Source organism: Streptomyces sp. NPDC001493 (assembly GCF_053597235.1).
Map to the genome: position 1 here is coordinate 335,525 of NZ_JBSFHV010000004.1, position 15,840 is coordinate 351,364.

9 protein-coding genes are annotated in these 15,840 nt (G+C 69.9%); 2 read left to right on the top strand and 7 right to left on the bottom strand.

Going from position 1 to position 15,840, the window contains the following annotated elements; all coding sequences use genetic code 11:
• Window positions 1-12 precede the first annotated feature (12 nt).
• The 7 genes from ACWCWD_RS09155 to ACWCWD_RS09185 all read right to left on the bottom strand — a co-directional run bounded on the left by ACWCWD_RS09155 (window position 13) and on the right by ACWCWD_RS09185 (window position 9,804).
• On the bottom strand, window positions 13-2,025 hold the full coding sequence (locus ACWCWD_RS09155) for a hypothetical protein (RefSeq protein WP_450771372.1): 2,013 nt from the start codon (window positions 2,023-2,025) through the stop codon (window positions 13-15).
• On the bottom strand, window positions 2,012-2,275 hold the full coding sequence (locus tag ACWCWD_RS09160; RefSeq protein WP_450771374.1) for an S-type pyocin domain-containing protein: 264 nt from the start codon (window positions 2,273-2,275) through the stop codon (window positions 2,012-2,014). Before ACWCWD_RS09160 ends, ACWCWD_RS09155 begins: the two co-directional genes overlap by 14 nt.
• Before the next feature lie 212 nt (window positions 2,276-2,487).
• Complete coding sequence (locus ACWCWD_RS09165; RefSeq protein ID WP_450771375.1) at window positions 2,488-3,372, bottom strand: hypothetical protein; 885 nt, start codon at window positions 3,370-3,372, stop codon at window positions 2,488-2,490.
• Window positions 3,369-5,546, bottom strand: a complete 2,178-nt coding sequence (locus tag ACWCWD_RS09170) for a hypothetical protein (RefSeq protein ID WP_450771377.1) — start codon at window positions 5,544-5,546, stop codon at window positions 3,369-3,371. Before ACWCWD_RS09170 ends, ACWCWD_RS09165 begins: the two co-directional genes overlap by 4 nt.
• Entirely contained in the window at window positions 5,543-6,466 is a 924-nt protein-coding gene (locus ACWCWD_RS09175) for a hypothetical protein (RefSeq protein WP_450771379.1), read from the bottom strand. Before ACWCWD_RS09175 ends, ACWCWD_RS09170 begins: the two co-directional genes overlap by 4 nt.
• Window position 6,467: 1 nt before the next feature.
• Window positions 6,468-7,262 carry a Crp/Fnr family transcriptional regulator gene (locus tag ACWCWD_RS09180; RefSeq protein ID WP_450771381.1) on the bottom strand — a complete coding sequence of 265 codons (795 nt, stop codon included), beginning with the start codon at window positions 7,260-7,262 and terminating at the stop codon, window positions 6,468-6,470.
• 415 nt (window positions 7,263-7,677) lie between these two features.
• Window positions 7,678-9,804, bottom strand: a complete 2,127-nt coding sequence (locus ACWCWD_RS09185) for a cellulose binding domain-containing protein (RefSeq protein WP_450771382.1) — start codon at window positions 9,802-9,804, stop codon at window positions 7,678-7,680.
• Window positions 9,805-10,430: 626 nt separating this feature from the next.
• Here ACWCWD_RS09185 and ACWCWD_RS09190 point away from each other — a divergent pair.
• Together ACWCWD_RS09190 and ACWCWD_RS09195 are read left to right on the top strand one after the other, a co-directional pair.
• Window positions 10,431-12,770 carry a glycoside hydrolase family 9 protein gene (locus ACWCWD_RS09190; RefSeq protein ID WP_450771384.1) on the top strand — a complete coding sequence of 780 codons (2,340 nt, stop codon included), beginning with the start codon at window positions 10,431-10,433 and terminating at the stop codon, window positions 12,768-12,770.
• A gap of 215 nt (window positions 12,771-12,985) precedes the next feature.
• Window positions 12,986-15,628 carry a glycoside hydrolase family 3 C-terminal domain-containing protein gene (locus ACWCWD_RS09195; RefSeq protein WP_450771385.1) on the top strand — a complete coding sequence of 881 codons (2,643 nt, stop codon included), beginning with the start codon at window positions 12,986-12,988 and terminating at the stop codon, window positions 15,626-15,628.
• Window positions 15,629-15,840 lie beyond the last annotated feature (212 nt).

Here is a 15,840-nt window from a genome sequence, read left to right on the forward strand (position 1 = left end):
GTCGATCGGAGTTCAAGACACGTGATTCGCCGCACGCCACGCGGCCAGCGCCCGAGCCGCCTGCTCCTTCCCGGGCATCGCTTCTGGGCCTCTGTCGATGGCCAGGAGCCATCGGAGTACGCCGGGTTGGCGGGAGGACACCAGGCCGTCGAGGAGTTCGCCCAATGCCCGGTCCCGCCGCTCCGCGGATGCCGCCTCGGCGCACCAGTCGAGGAGGACGTCCCGCATGGCCGCGAAGGCGGTTGGCTCGTTCAGAGCATGTGCTGCAAGCTGCACGGTGCTGGAGGCCGACCCGGCGTCAGCGAGAAGCCGGTTGCTCCACCATGCGAGGTCTCTGTTCACCACCGCGGGAAAGCACAGGGCCGTCAGCAAGCTCGGAATGCCCTCCAACTCCGTCCAGTCGCGCAGTCGGCGCTGGAGGGCTGCCCTGGCATCGGAGCCCCCCGCTTCGAAACGGCGCACCAGCGTCTCCACGATGGCAACGGCGGACGGGGCAGCACCCGTGCCCTCGTCCGTTGCGATGAGTCGTTGCAACAGCCGCAGGGCTTGCTCTTCCTCGACCTGGCCGCAATCCGGGTGGCAGGCGTGGACCACTGTCTCGCGGAGCGGCGCCTCGGCCGCGACACTCCACTGTTCCAGCAGGTCAGCAGCTACCCTTCCCGCGGTCGGATCCTGGACAAGCGCCCCCAGACACCATCCCGCCACCAGAGAAGCCGCACGTGACGGAGCCAGCGCCAGCTCACGCAGATTCTCCAAGGATCGGCCTCCAGTCGCCACCGCCATGGCGGCGACCGCCCGCCCGGCCCGTTCGACTTGGTCGGCCTCGGGGCCGGGGTCGGCGAGCCAGGAATGCAGCAGGGGGACGAGATCCGCATGGTCCCGACACAGGACTTCCCACACCCCCTCGCTCACGGCAGGCCAGAAGAAGGAAAGCGTGTCCGTCCTCCCGCCCTCGGTGCACCACGCACGACGTGCCCCGATCAGTCGCAAGGTCTTGGGCCATGCCTGACGGTAGGTTCCGCCCGCCGTGCGGCCGTGCAAACTGTGCGGATCGGTTTCGCAATCCACTCCCGGCACTACCAGTTGGAGCAGATCGTCGGCTCGCGCCCTCACCACGCTGTGCTGCAGCCCTCCGTAGACGGTGACAGCAAGCAAGGCGGCACGGAGGGCCGGATCCGTCTGAGTCCGGGCGACGACTTCAGCGCCCTCTGCCCGGGCCACATGGCGCAGCACCTCACCACCGTTCGCGCCACCCAGTCGGCGCACAGCCTCCGCCGCCCGCGCGGCGTAGCGGGGCGGCAACCCTTCTGGCAACAACTCGGCCAATTGGCGCGGCTCCAGGCTCCGCAGCCACCCGGCAACCGCTTCTCGGCCGAAGGACGCCTCGGCCAGATGGGCGCTGAAGACTTGCAGTGCGTCCGGTTGGCAGTGGTGCACCACGGGTATGCCCAGGCGTTCCGGCAGGGCGGCAGCCAGTCCCGGGACATCCGGCAGCACGATGACCAGACGAGCCCCCGCCTCGGCCAAGGCTGTCTCCAGACGGGAGAGTTCCCATGCCCGGAGCGCGAACGGGTCCGGGGGGTCCATCACCAGGTAGCCATAGACCCCTTGAGCCCGCGGCGCCCATCGAGCGAAATTGACGGCCCCGTCCACCTGGACGAGCACGGGCTCCTCGCCACCGTGGGCCAACAGGTTGAGGGCGTGCGTCTCGCGTCCCGACCCCGGTTCTCCGACAAGCACGGTGATGCCGGAGTCGAGTGCGGCGAGAGCGTCCTCGAAGCCGGGCGGCGGCACAAAGCGTCGCCTCAGCGTCTCCAGGTGCCGTGCCCGTACGGGGCCTTGTCGCATCGACCCCGAGACCGCGGCGCCCTCGGCCGGGTGGTGGGACGCGGTGTGCCGCTGGCCGCCAGTCACCAGGCCGGTATTGACGGTGCCGTGGGGCGCCACGACCACCATCTCCCGTCCGGCCAGGGCTGCTACGAAGGCGTCGAGGTCGCCGATTTGAGGAGTCTCAGATGTCCCCATCGGCCCCACCGTCGACGTGGTTGGAAAGTTCTGCGGTCGTGATGTGCTGGCCGCCGTGGACGATGCCGGTGTTGATGATGCCCCGTTCGGCGTTCAGGACCGTTCTCCGGGACGACTCCGCCTCGGAGTCGGCGCCCTGCTTCTCGCGTCGGGCCACCATCGACTCGGCACTCACCTGCGGCCGGGGAAACTCTACGACGCCGTCTTCACGTCGATTCTTTTCTGCTCTCATGTCGACCTTCAATGCCATGGACACCCGAAATATGGATCGGGCACCCGCGTCTCCTGGACGAATCGAGAATCCCGCGCATCGGCCTGCGCATCCGCTCCCGAAGACCAGAAGGCGGGTGACCGTGATCACAGAACCAGAATCCGGAAACCTTCCTCAAGGAAAAAGCGAGTGTGCTGCCCGAAGACAGCACACTCGCCCATTTATTCGATTATCGAGCGCATAGGCTGAGGTCAGATGGCCGCACCTGGAACGGGACGCCCGAGCGCGGAAATACGGTCCCGCAGGATGTAGGAGATCTCCTTGCGCTCTTGTTCTGTGAGCGTGCCCAGGAGGGCAGCCAGTTCCTCCTGCCAGTCACTGCGCGGAGGACTCAGCAGACCCTGGTGGTCCACGGCCCAGTCCAGTACCTGGCGCACCTGGTCGGGATGCCTGAGGAGCCAGAGTGCCGCCAGGGACACCGGCCCCGAATGCAGCGCCTGAAGGCAGAACTCGTACTCACCGCTTCGGTCAGCAGTCCAGGAGTAGCGGACTCCGTCGACCTTCTCCTGGCCGATCAGCAGCTCCTCGCCGCTTTCACGTAGCCGGACGTCGAACACCCGGTAGCTCAGACCCGTTTCGTCCAGGCGTTGCGGCACGCCCAGGTACTGCATGATCTCCGGGGCGCCCAGCCGGCCGCCCGCCACCGCCTGCGCCTCGGCCAGGTGATGCAGAGCGCCGGTAAGGGACGTCCGCACGACATGCCAGCCGTGCGCGGTCCTCGTACGTACTAGGCGTACGGGGTCGTGGACCCACCAGGAGACCCACAGATCCACGGATTCCGATCCGTACACGGTGGGGAGTCCGACCGCCCGTGTGTCCACGTGCTCGGTGACGTCAACCCGGAAGACATCCGTGTACCGCCCGCGCAGGCCGGGCGCAGCCGCCCCGTCCTGCACGGGTTCATAGGCTCCGGCGTCGTCCGGATCCGCACCACGGCCGAGAGAGAGGTAGTCCCCGGCCTCGTCCCTGAGCACCAGGGACCAGTCCTTGCTCCCGGACCAACGCTGCCGGAGGATCTCCCGCCAGGGCGGGCCGGCGACCCGGAAGAAGAGACGTTCGATCGATTCGGCCCTCATTCTGCCGCCACTCGTTCACCGGCGCGCCACCTGCTGAGCGAGGCCCGCGCAGTGTTCAGACCGGCCCACCCGGGCTCTCCCCTCCCGTCCATTTCGACGAACAACCGGAATTCACCGAATCGCATGTCACGGGCCAATTCGGTGATCAGGTACTCCATCGCTTGCGCCTGGGTCTCTTCCCATCGCGCCCAGTCCGCGCAGCGCAGTATGGCCGCACAGGTAGCGTCGAACGAACTCTTCCCGTTCAAAGCACGCCGGACGATTTCCACGATCGCCCCAGATTCCGGAGTCCCGTCCGCGAGTTCTCGCATGAACCAGTCGGGGGACTGGAGCAGCTCGCCGAACAGCGACAACACCTGTTCCGGGTCACCAAGCTCCGAATTCAGCCATTCGACAAGCCGACCGAACACCTTCGCTTCGTTGCCGGCCTGGAAAAGACTCAGTATCGCCACCCGCACGGCGAGCAGGACATCGTCATCGTCTTTCCGGCCTCGATCCCCGGGACGGCTGCGGACGCCGAGGAGGAGATCGCGAAGAAGCCGAAGGGCCAAGTCGGGGCGCGAAAGCCCGAACCCAGCCCCGCAGGTGTACGCCACCGTCGTCCTCAGGCCGACACCGGCTGCCCAGCTCCAGCTCTGGAGGCGATACCGCACCTCCGCAACGAGCACCGGGTCCTCGGCCGCGATGCCCAGCGCGTTCGCCGCGATGAGGCGGCTGGTCCTGCGATCCGACTCGGCGAGGGCCTGAATGTGCTGCAGAGCTTGTCGCCCACCTCCCCAGCTCGCCGCTCTGCCCATGAACTGGCCCACTGGACGTGTGAGTTCGGTGGTGCGCCGCACCTCCCGCAGCCACTCGACGAGAAGGTCCGACAGCTGCCCGTACTCGCGCCACACGTGCCTGAGTACCGCTTCGGCCTGCCGGTGCCTGACGAAGACGACCCTCTGCACACTGTGCGCGTAGGCTCCCTCCGTGCTGACCGCACGTTCCTGGCGGACGGCACGCACGCTGTGCAGTAGGTCGGTCAGGGACCTGCGGAAGACGAACTCCGGGTTCGGTCCCCCGGACTTCTCGGCCCCCGAGGTGTCCCTGGGCGGCAACTCTGCCGCCAGACGGCCTCCGGCGAGCTTCAGCAAGCGCGCGGCTTCCTCCATGACGAGCCGGTGATCCAGGCCCTCGTAGACGGAGGCTGCCAGCAAGAAGGCCAGAGCGTCCGGGTCATCGCGCAACTTCCGCATGAGTGCGGGAACCTCCCGCTCCGCCTGGAAGCTCAGCCTCGCTCCCAGATCACCGAGCGCGTCGGCATCACCATCGGCCTCCACAAGGGCCGTAACCAGCTCCACCACCTCGGCCGGAACCAGCTCCGGCACCAGCAGGTCGCTCAGCTCGTGGCGCGGATTCAGCGCGGACATGAGGCGCTCGCGCTCCCGCTGGTCCGGAACCATCGCCTCGAAGTAGCTTCCGAAGACCATGCCAGGCATCGGCGGGGTGCACTGGACAGGCTTGACGTGCAAGTCTCGTTCGAGGCGACGCAGTAACGCCGCGTCATCAGGCAACATGATCACCATCTGTGCCGTCGCCTTTTCGAGAAGTGAGCGCACATGTCCCAGGACAGCGGGCCGCAGAGGCCGGGCCGGGAACAGTCCGTCCATCAAGTAACCCCGCGCCGAAGAGTCGGTGGGTTGCCAGCGGTCGAGTTCGATGACGCTGTCCAACGCCCGCAGCAGAGCACCCTCCCCGCAGCTCTCGCGCAATAGGTTGAGCGCCGCAGTACGGCGGCCCGAGCCCGGTCTCCCGGCCAGGAAGAGCGGCCCCTTCTTCAACTCCGCGAGGGCTTCCCCGAACCAGTCGGGACGCGCGAACCCGAAGGCAGCGGCCCGCACCTCGGCCTCCGGGACGGGTCCCTCGCGCACCCGGCCTTCCCTGGGCCCCCGCCCTTCGCCCACGGATCCGTTGTGCACCCGCTGGCCCCCGTGGACCGCTCCGGAGTTGAAGTTTCCCCGTGGGGCGTACACGAACGGGCGCGCCCCCCTGACGGCTGCGCCGATGGCGTCGAGCAGCTCGGGGATGTCGTGCTCGGCTTCGGTACGCGGCGGTCCGTCGGCGGGTGACGGCTGCGGCGCGGACGGTGCAGAACCGGACGGCTCCGTCGACTGCGGCTCCTCGTCCGGGGTCACTGCCGCCCCTGGTACTTGTTGCCGCGAACCTGATCTCCCTGGAAACCGCGGACACAGCCGGCCTTGTTGCCCTCGACGTGATCCCCAGCGACATGGTGGTTGGCCACGCTCTGTCCGCCGTGGACCGTACCGGTGTTGATGTTGCCCCGGGGGGCAACATTGCTCGCCGGGGGAGTCGGCGTGCCGTCACGCGGCTGCGGATGCACCGTTTCCAATGCGGCTTCCTCGGTTGTGTCGGCGTCTGAGGTCTCCTCGTAGAGGGGTCCGGACGGCTGGGGCACATAGATCCAGGCCCGCTGGGAGAACGGCTTGCCATCGATCGTCGCGGCCACCTCCACGAAGTGGTCGGGATGCCGCCCGGTGTACCCACTGGCGACAGCATCCTCGTAGCAGCGGTCGGAGAGGATCGCAGCAACGTGGGTGACGTTCTCCCTGTGCGACGTGAGCACGGCCTTGACGGGACGTGAGTCGAGCAGCCGGTGCATGTCGTTGCGGGCCGTACCGTTGCCGCCGAACTCGTCGCCGGTGTCGGGCAGCGGGCCGACGTGCACGCTCGCCCTGAGCCTGATGGGCACCGCCCCGTACGACAGGACGTTGTAGTCGGTCAGTACGTCCTGGAGCGTGAGCAGCAGGGGGTGAATCACGAAGGGCAGGTGTGCGGGGTCGAACCCGAAGACGTAGCCGTCCCCGGTCGTGGCGGGGAAGGCGCGGTTCGCCCAGAGGTCTCCCAGTTCGGCCCTGGCCAGCGCGGTCTTGAGAAGCTCCGGTACAACCCGGCTGACGGCTTCGTGCTCCACAGCCGGGCGTCCCGTGAAGTCCTTGGCGTCCACCGCCAGGATGCCCAGATAGGGCGGCAGGGGCCGGCTGTGCGTGTAGGGGCCGGCGATTCGCCCGGGCAGTTCGCTGGTCAACTCTCGCATATCACTCCTCTGTGAAGCCCACCCGGCCTCTCGGAGGTCGGAGCGGGCCGTTCGTGCGTGGGGTGTCTCGCGTTTCGAGCCTCACAGGGGGCGAGAGAACGTTCTGCGCCGCAAGACCGGACGGGAGGTGACGTGGAGCACACCCCACTCCCGGGACGCCGGTCATCTCGCGCAGAGCTTCAGCATCGATCACCTCGATCCGGCGCTTCCCCGCCTTCACCCGGTCCTGCCCAAGTCGTTCCAGCGCCTTGCTGACGGCCTTGCGGCCCACGCCGATGTGCTGGGCCAGGTCTTCCCTGGAGAGATCGAAGGACTGGGCCCCGCCGGATACCTCGACCAGGCGAAGCAGGGCCACGGCAAGCCGCTCGTGGACAGCCCCGTCATGGATCTCGGTCTGCTCCAGCAGACGGCGGGACGCCATCACAGCGAGTGGATAGGCGAGCCGGTGATCGTCCACAAAACACCGGAATTTCTCCCCAGGGACGAGCACTGCTTTGCATTTGCTCATTGCCCACACACTAGCCATTCGCATGCCGGCGCCTTGGAGCGCCATCTCACCCAGGATCTCGCCAGGCCCCCGAAAGGCAAGTAGCCGCTGCCGCCCGTCGCGGTCGGTTCGGACTACCTTAACCAACCCATTGACCAGTGCAAGCACGTGAGTTCCCCTGTCGCCCTGGCGCAGCAACGCTCGACCGGCAAGGTAGGTCTGGGTCGGATTCCGCGTCAGCTCCGCCCACTTCTCGTGCGGCACCAGCGCACGAAGGGGCGACAGCGAGAGGGAGTGATCTTCGCTCATGCGATCACAGTAGAGGAGGGGGCTTCTGAGTGAGCGTCGAACTCCGCTTTCCGTGTCCGCGGAACGGCAAAGAGGCCGGAACTCTTCCATCCGGCGAAAATTCAGCCGCGCCCGACCGGGCCACGCCGCAGCTCGGAGTACTGGCCGGGGTGCCGCCAAAACCGCCTGCCGACCGGCCCAGGTGCTCGTGTTCGGTTCTCCCTGCCGTCGTGAGCGCGGCGTTCTGCAGGACCGCTCGATGAGGCTCTGCCAGCTCTCGTCCAGGGGGTTCCCCGCACCTTGGACGGCAAGCGCGTCGGGGTAGGGCAGGGCGGGGGCGGACCGTCCCTCCCGCTCAGGCCCACCCCACCGCAGGAATGGTCCGCGCGGGAGGGTGGGCCTGGGGGCAAGGTCGCGGGATGGGGCAGACGGGGCGTCAGCCGCGAGCGCAGACAGCCCCGTTGAGGCGGAAGACCGTCGGGTCCGGGTTGGGTCCGTCGTTGGCGCCGACGAATCCGAAGGAGACCGTGGAGCCGCCGTCCGGGGCCAGTGGCCCCGCGCCGTCGGGTGCGGTCACCCGCACGTGGGAGCCGGTCTGGTAGAACGTGGCGTTCCAGCCGGAACCTACCGTCTGGGTCCCGGTCGGCCAGTCCCAGTCGACGGTCCAGCCGGTGATCGGCGCGTCGGAGAGGTTGCGGACGGTGACGGTGGACACGAAGCCGTTGCCCCAGCTCGAGTCACGGTGGTAGGTCACCGAGCAGGACGCGTTCGACGGGACGCCGGTGGTGAAGGTCAGCGGGGAGGACGCGGCGGAGAGCCGTCCCGAGGCGTCGGCTGCCAGCACGTTGACCGTGTGGGTGCTGCCCGGGGGCAGGTTCCGCAGGGTCACGGACGTGCCGGTGGACTCACCGATCAGGTGGGTGTGCGCGCCGTCGCGCTCCTGGACGAGGTAGCGGGCGGCGCCCGTCGCGCTCCCCCAGGACAGGCTCGCGGTGGTGTCGGTCACCCCCTCCAGCTTCGGGGTGCCCGGGGCTCCGGCGGCCGAGGCTCCCGGCCCGGTGCCGGCCTGCGGTTCGAGGGTGAGGGAGAGCAGTCCGTACGCCGGCACGGTGACCCGGGAGGCGGACGTCTCCCCGGCTGCGAGCGCGGTGATGTCGGTGTCGCCCGGTGCGTAGCGGCTGCCTTCGGGCGCGGTGGCGGCCGGAGTGAAGCCCGCGTAGTCGAGGTCCACGGTCCGGGCGGCGTCCGGGTTCTTGTTGACGAGCAGGACGCTCAGCCGCCCGTCGCGACGGAGAACCGCGTGTGCCGAGACGTCCTGCGCGGAGGACGCGGCGGCGACCATGGTGTCGCCCGCGGTGCCCAGTCGGCTGGTCATCTTCATGCCGTAGTAGGGGTGGAACGGCGTGTTCGGCGCCGGTTCGCACACGTCGCCGTTGCAGGCACCGCTGGAGAGCATCCCCATGTCGCCGTAGTCGGTCTCGCCGTCGACGGTGGTGATCTCGCCGACGCCGTTGTGGGTGTTCCACCAGTCGACGTTGAAGACGCCGTTCTCCAGAGCCGTCATGAACGCGTCCGCGGCGAAGAGTCCGTTGGAACGGGCGGTGAGCCGGGCGCCACCGGTGTTGGTGTTGATCTCGGTGAGCGCGATGCCGATGCCCGGTGAGTCGGCGCCCGCGTAACGGTCGAGCTGGTTGCGTACCTCTCGCAGTTCACCGGGCAGCCTGGCCAGCTTGGCCGAGGCGTCCGCGGCGGTGGTGTCGGATCCTCCGGCGTACCAGTGGACGCTCACAAAGTCGATGACGTCGGCCACTTCGGGCAGCACGGTGTTGTTCCAGTCACCGGAGTCCCCGTCGCCGGTCACACCGTCCGGCCATTCGCCCGGAGCGGTGAGGACTGCGCCGATCTTGACGGTCGGGTCGACGGCCTTCATGGCCGCGGCGTAGGCGCGGACCTGGCGGGCGTACTCGGCAGGGCTCTTGTCCTGGTGGTCGTCGTGCTCCCAGCCGCTGCCGTAGTGGCCGTTGCCGTAGATCTCGTTGCCGATCTCCCAGTACTTCGCGCCGTACTTCTTCGTGATGTTCGCGTACCTGACCCAGCCGGCCGCCTCCTCGGGCGTGCCCGAACCGTAGTTGGCGATCAGGATGGGCTGTGCGCCGGTGGCGGCGACGGTACCCATGAAGGCGTCGAAACCGGTGCCCGGGGCGACGTAGCCACCAGGCGCTGTGTGCGTCTCCCAGTGGTAGATGTCCGAGTACGAACCGCCGGGGTAGCGCATCGCCCCCACGTCGGCCGCCTTCATCAGCTCGGCCACTTCGGGATCGTTCATGTGCGAGTCCCACACGGCCGCGTTGACGCCGCGGGCGGTGTCCGACAGCCGGCCCAGCGCCGCCTGGGCGTTGACCTGGACGTCCACGTCCGCGGGGTCGGTCGCCGACGACGCGGCGGGCGCGACGCCGACCAGCGACGTCAGCAGGGCTGAGGCCACGGCCAGAACGGCCGCGCCGCGTGCGAGGGGGCGTAAGCCGGTGGCGGCCGGGCGGCCGGGTCCGTGCGGTGCTGGCATGGGAGTCCTCACTGGGTGGTCCGTCGTCACGAGCGGGTCAGTGGATATCGGGCCGTGCCGGCTGAGCAGGCGTACGGCCGGCGTGGCAGGCGAAAGCGTCGTCCGGGCAGCGGAACGTTCCGCGCGGGCGGCGCGAAAGGCGAGACGTGTGCGCGGTGCGGTCGGGCACGTGCGGGTCGGCGGACCGGTCCCGCCGATGGGAGCGCTCCCATATTGGGAGCGGGGTGACGTCCTGTCAACGGCCGTACACCAACGTGACGTCGGATGTCTTACGAGGACGGGGCGCGACCCCCGTGACCGACCCCGGTCAGCGCACCCCGGCCACCAAGGCGGGCGGCCGGGGCGGGAGGCCTGCTCGGGGAGCGCACAGTTTCGGCCACACGGCGCGGAAGTGGCGTGTTCACACATTGCCGCTTCGTTTCACAGCGCGGCAGTCTGAGGCGCGGGAGCGCTCCCATCACGCCTCGCCGCCGCTGCCCATGGCCGACACTCCCCACGGAAAGAAGACATCGATGATTTGTCAGGCACATGTAAAGCAGCGGATCGGGCGTCCGCTTCGCGGGCTGCTGCCGCGTTCACGTCCCACGTCGGGGACTCGATCCCGCTGGGGCGTCGCTCTCGCCGCCGTGACCGCCCTGCTCGCCGCCGCCCTCACGCCGCTCGCCGCGACCCCTGCCGTGGCCGCCCCCAAGTTCGCCTACGGCGAGGCGCTGCAGAAGTCGCTCTTCTTCTACGAGGCCCAGCGCTCCGGCCGTCTGCCCGACGACAACCGGGTCTCCTGGCGCGGCGACTCGGGTCTGGACGACGGCAAGGACGCCGGTCTCGACCTGACCGGCGGCTGGTACGACGCCGGCGACCACGTCAAGTTCGGTCTGCCCATGGCGTACAGCGCCACCGTCCTGGCCTGGGGCGGCGTCGAGCAGAAGGCCGCGTACGCCGCGTCGGGGCAGCTGAAGTACCTCAAGGACAGTCTGCGTTTCGTCAACGACTACTTCGTCAAGGCGCACCCGTCTCCGAACGTGCTGTACGGCCAGGTGGGAAACGGCGCCGACGACCACAAGTGGTGGGGCCCGGCCGAGGTGATGCCGATGACCCGGCCCGCCTACCGGATCGACGCCTCCTGCCCCGGTACGGACCTCGCCGGGCAGACGGCCGCCGCGATGGCCTCCTCCTCAATGCTGTTCGCCGACGACGACCCGGCCTACGCGGCGAAGCTGGTCACCCACGCGAAGCAGCTGTACGCGTTCGCCGACACCTACCGGGGCAAGTACAGCGACTGCATCACGGACGCTAAGTCGTACTACAACTCGTGGAGCGGGTACCAGGACGAGCTGGTGTGGGGTGCCGTCTGGCTCTACCGGGCCACCGGTGACGCCGCCTATCTCGCCAAGGCCGAGCAGTACTACGACGGCCTCTCCACCGAGCCGCAGACCACCACCCGTTCCTACCGGTGGACCCTCTCCTGGGACGACACCTCCTACGGCTCCTACGTGCTGCTCGCCAAGATCACCGGGAAGCAGAAGTACATCGACGACACCAACCGGTGGCTGGACTGGTGGACGTCCGGGGTGGACGGCGCGAAGGTCCGCTACTCACCCGGCGGCGAGGCCGTGCTGGACTCGTGGGGCTCCCTGCGGTACGCGGCCAACACCGCCTTCGCCGCGCTCTCCTACAGCGACTGGCTGACGGGCGACGCGACTCGCAAGGCGCGTTACCACGACTTCGCGGTGCGCCAGATCGACTACGCGCTCGGCGACAACCCGCGCGGGGCGAGCTACGTCGTCGGGTTCGGCAACACTCCTCCCACCAAACCGCACCACCGCACCTCGCACGGCTCGTGGACCGACCAGATCACCAGCCCCGTCGAAAGCCGCCACGTCCTGTACGGCGCCCTCGTCGGCGGTCCGAGCGCAGCCGACGACGCCTACACCGACGACCGGCAGAACTACACCAACAACGAGGTGGCCACCGACTACAACGCGGCGTTCACCGGAGCCCTCGCGCGCCTCTACGCCGAGTACGGCGGCGCCCCGCTCGCCGCCTTCCCGCCGGCCGAGCAGCCGGACGGGCCGCAGGTGCTGGCGCAGGCTTCGGTGAACGCTTCCGGGAGCAACTTCACCGAGATCAAGGCGTACCTGGTGAACAAGTCGGCCTGGCCCGCCCGATCGCTGACGAAGGCGTCCCTGCGGTACTACTTCACGCTGGAACCGGGAGTCTCGCCGACGGCCATCACGGTCACCACCAACTACAACCAGTGCGGTACCGCGAGCGGCCCCACGCTGTACGCGGGCAACGTGTACTACGTGAGCGTGGACTGTTCGAACACGGTGATCGCGCCGGCCGGGCAGTCGGCGTACCGCAAGGAGGTCCAGTTCCGCATCAGTTCCTCGGGCGCCTGGGACCCGTCGAACGACTGGTCCCTCCAGGGCCTGCCCACCACACCGGGCGCCACCCCGGCGGACGCGCCGAACCTGGTGCTGCTGGACGGGGGCGTATCCCAGTGGGGAGCGCTGCCGGACGGATCCGGCCCGACCCCCACCCCCACCCCGACCCCCACCCCGACGCCCACACCCACTCCCACGCCGACCCCGACCCCGACGCCGACCCCGACCCCGACGCCCACGCCGACTCCCACCCAGACGCCCGCTCCGGGCGCCGGCTGCGCCGTCTCCTACAAGGTCGGCTCCTCCTGGGGCAGCGGCTTCACCGCCGACGTCACCATCCGCAACACCGGCACCACCGCGGTGGACGGCTGGCGCCTCGTCTGGAGTTTCGCCGGCGCGGAGAAGGTCACCAGCGCGTGGAACGCGACCGCCACCCAGACCGGCGCGGCCGTGACGGCCACCGACGCCGGTCACAACAAGGCGATTTCGCCGGGCGGTTCGGTGTCCTTCGGATTCCAGGGATCCGGCGTGCCCGGCGCCGCCCCGACGGGCTTCGCCCTGAACGGCGTTCCCTGCACCTGAGAAGGCGATCGGTTGCACGGCGTCGGCATCGGCGGCGCCGTGCGGCCGTGGACGCGACGGCCCACCCCGGTCCCGCCCGCCAGGTGGGGGCGGCGGGCGGGACCCCGGTCGCGCGTGGCTGCATCGGTGTACCGGAACCGTGATCATCGCTGGTGCCTCCCGGGCCCGCGTGCCACCGGCCGTTACGTTCCTGGCATCCAACACCGGGAGAGGCCATGCGGGTCAGTCGTCGTTCGCTGCTGAGACTGGGGGGTGCCGGTACGGTCGCCGCCGGCCTCGCCGTCGTGGGACCGGGGGCCGCCGCCTCGGACAAGGACTCGGGCGCGAGCAGCAGAGGCGGCAACGGCGCCAAGGGCGTCGAAGCCCCGGCCGTCCAAGCCCCGGCCGTCGAAGGAGCCGCACCCGTGTCCGTGGGTCCCGTGACGCAGCCCGGGTCGGCGGCGGCCCGGGCGAAGGCGGTCGAGCTGGTCGGGCGGATGACGACGGACGAGAAGATCGCCCTGCTGCACGGGGTGAACGTCAAGGAGGTCGTCGCCAGGCCCGGGTACATCGGCAAGGTGCCGGGCAACGAGCGGCTCGGCATCCCCGCGACGATCCTGGCGGACGGGCCGAGCGGAGTGGGGAACGGGTCGACGGGGGTGACCCAGTGGCCCTGCTCGAAGGCGCTGGCGGCGACCTGGGACCCGGCCGCGGCGGAGACGTACGGGCGGGCGTACGGGGGTGAGCAGGCGGCCAAGGGGCACAACGTGGCGCTGGGGCCGTGCGTCAACATCCTGCGGACGCCCCGGTGGGGCCGGTCGTTCGAGACGTTCACGGAGGACCCGCACCTCAACGCGGCGCTGGCGGCGCCCGTCGTACGGGGCATCCAGTCGCAGCACGTCATCGCGACGGTGAAGCACTTCGCGGCCAACAACCAGGAGACGCTGCGGCACTCGATCGACGTGGTGGTGTCCTCGCGCGCGCTGCACGAGATCTACTTCCCGGCGTTCCGCGCCGCCGTCCAACAGGGCGGTGTGGGCGCGGTGATGACCGCGTACAACAAGGTCAACGGGGTCTGGACGCACGAGAACCGCACCCTGGTCCAGGACGTGCTGCGGGACGGCTGGGGCTTCGACGGCATGGTGATGTCGGACTGGGGCGGCACCCACAGCACGGTGCGGACCGCCGAGGCGGGGTCCACCACCGAGATGCCCGGGTCCACGTACCTCGGTACGGCGCTCGCCTCGGCGGTCGCGCGGGGCTCGGTCACCGGGGAGACGCTCGACACGATGGCCGTGCAGGTGCTGACGGCGATGTACCGGGTCGGGCTGTTCGACCACCCGCTCCCCGACCCGCTGACGCTGCTGGACACGGTCGTCTCCACCGAGGAGAACCGGCTGCTGGCCCGTCGGATCGGGGTCCAGGGCAGTGTGCTGCTGAAGAACGCGGGCGGGGTGCTGCCGTTCGCCGCCCCCCGGTCCGTGGCGGTGATCGGGGACGCGGCCGGTGCGGGGTACCGGTCGCACGGCGGCGGTTCGGGGAGCGTGAACCCGTACGGCGGGGTGGTGACCCCGCTCGCCGGGATCACGGCCCGCGCCGCGAGCGCCCCGGTGAGCGTCCCGGTGACGTACGCGCGCGGCACCCTCGGGGTCGGCGCCCTGCCCGCCGTACCCGCGTCCGCCCTGGGGACGGGGCTGCGGGCGGTCTACTACGCCTCGGCCGACCTCACCGGCACGGTCCTCGCCACCACGGTCACCGACCGCCTCGACTGGACGGCCGCGCCGCCCCCGGTGAGCGGCCGGACCGGTGCCTGGTCGGCGCGGTACAGCGGTACGTACACGGCGTCCGTCACCGGCCGGTACCGGTTCTCGCTGAGCGGCGGCGGGGCGGTGGTGCTCACCATCGACGGGACGGTCGTGGCGGATTACGCGACCGGGGCCGAGGTGGTGCAGAACGGCTTCGTGACCCTCACCGAGGGCCCGCACTCCATCGAGGTCACCTACCGCCACACCTCCGGCACCGCGAGCCTGCGGGTGGGCCACCAGCCGGGGCAGGACCGGCTGATCGCCGAAGCGGCCGCCACCGCAGCCGCGGCCGAGGTGGCGGTGGTGGTCGTGGTGGACGTGACGGCCGAGAGCATGGACCGCTCCACCCTGTCCCTCGCCGCCGACCAGGACGAGCTGATCGCCGCGGTCGCCGCGGCCAACCCCCGTACCGTCGTGGTGCTCAACACCTCGGGGGCCGTGCTGATGCCGTGGCTGCCGGAGGTTCCGGCGGTGATCGCCAACTGGTACGGGGGCCAGGAGCAGGGCAACGCGGTGGGCGCGATGCTCTTCGGCGACGCGGAGCCCGGCGGCCGGCTCCCCGAGACCTTCCCGGCGACGGAGACGCAGGGGCCGGCCAAGCGGCCGGTGGAGTTCCCCGGCGACGGCAAGCAGGTCTACTACGACGAGGGGCTGGCCGTCGGGTACCGCTGGTACACGCAGTCGGGCGAGCAGCCGCTCTTCCCGTTCGGCCACGGCCTGTCGTACACCACCTTCGCCCTCTCCGAGCTGAAGGTCCAACGGGCCGGTTCCGGTCACCGGGCGACCGTGCGGGTCCGCAACACCGGGTCCCGCGCGGGCAGCGAGGTCGTGCAGCTGTACGTCACCTTCCCGGCGGCGGCGGGCGAACCCCCGTCGCAGCTCAAGGCGTTCGCCAAGGTGACGGTGGAGCCGGGCCGTTCGGCCGTCGTCACCCTGGACGTGCCCCGGGAGGCGCTGGCGGTGTGGCGGTCCGTGGAGGACGGCTGGACGCTGCTGCCGGGGTCGTACGAGTTCGCGGTGGGGCGCTCGTCCGCGGAGTTGCCGCTGCGTACGCGGGTGCGGGTCACCCGGTAGGGCGGGGATCGGGCTCTTCGGCCACGGGGGCGGGGCGTGCCGCGATACGCTGCGCGCCCCCTCGTCCCGGTGACCGATGGTTGGGAGCGGGTCACGGAGGGGCACAAGATCCCCGTACGACCGCGTTCCGTACGACCACGGCCGTATGACCGTTTTCGTACGACCGCGTTCCGCACGACCGCATTCCGCACGACCGCGCAGACGAAGCACCG

Coding starts and splice junctions, on each gene's coding strand:
- ACWCWD_RS09160 (WP_450771374.1), bottom strand. CDS start 2,275: ATGGCATTGAAGGTCGACATGAGAGCAGAAAAGAATCGACGTGAAGAC.
- ACWCWD_RS09195 (WP_450771385.1), top strand. CDS start 12,986: ATGCGGGTCAGTCGTCGTTCGCTGCTGAGACTGGGGGGTGCCGGTACG.
- ACWCWD_RS09155 (WP_450771372.1), bottom strand. CDS start 2,025: ATGGGGACATCTGAGACTCCTCAAATCGGCGACCTCGACGCCTTCGTA.
- ACWCWD_RS09185 (WP_450771382.1), bottom strand. CDS start 9,804: ATGCCAGCACCGCACGGACCCGGCCGCCCGGCCGCCACCGGCTTACGC.
- ACWCWD_RS09165 (WP_450771375.1), bottom strand. CDS start 3,372: ATGAGGGCCGAATCGATCGAACGTCTCTTCTTCCGGGTCGCCGGCCCG.
- ACWCWD_RS09180 (WP_450771381.1), bottom strand. CDS start 7,262: ATGAGCGAAGATCACTCCCTCTCGCTGTCGCCCCTTCGTGCGCTGGTG.
- ACWCWD_RS09175 (WP_450771379.1), bottom strand. CDS start 6,466: ATGCGAGAGTTGACCAGCGAACTGCCCGGGCGAATCGCCGGCCCCTAC.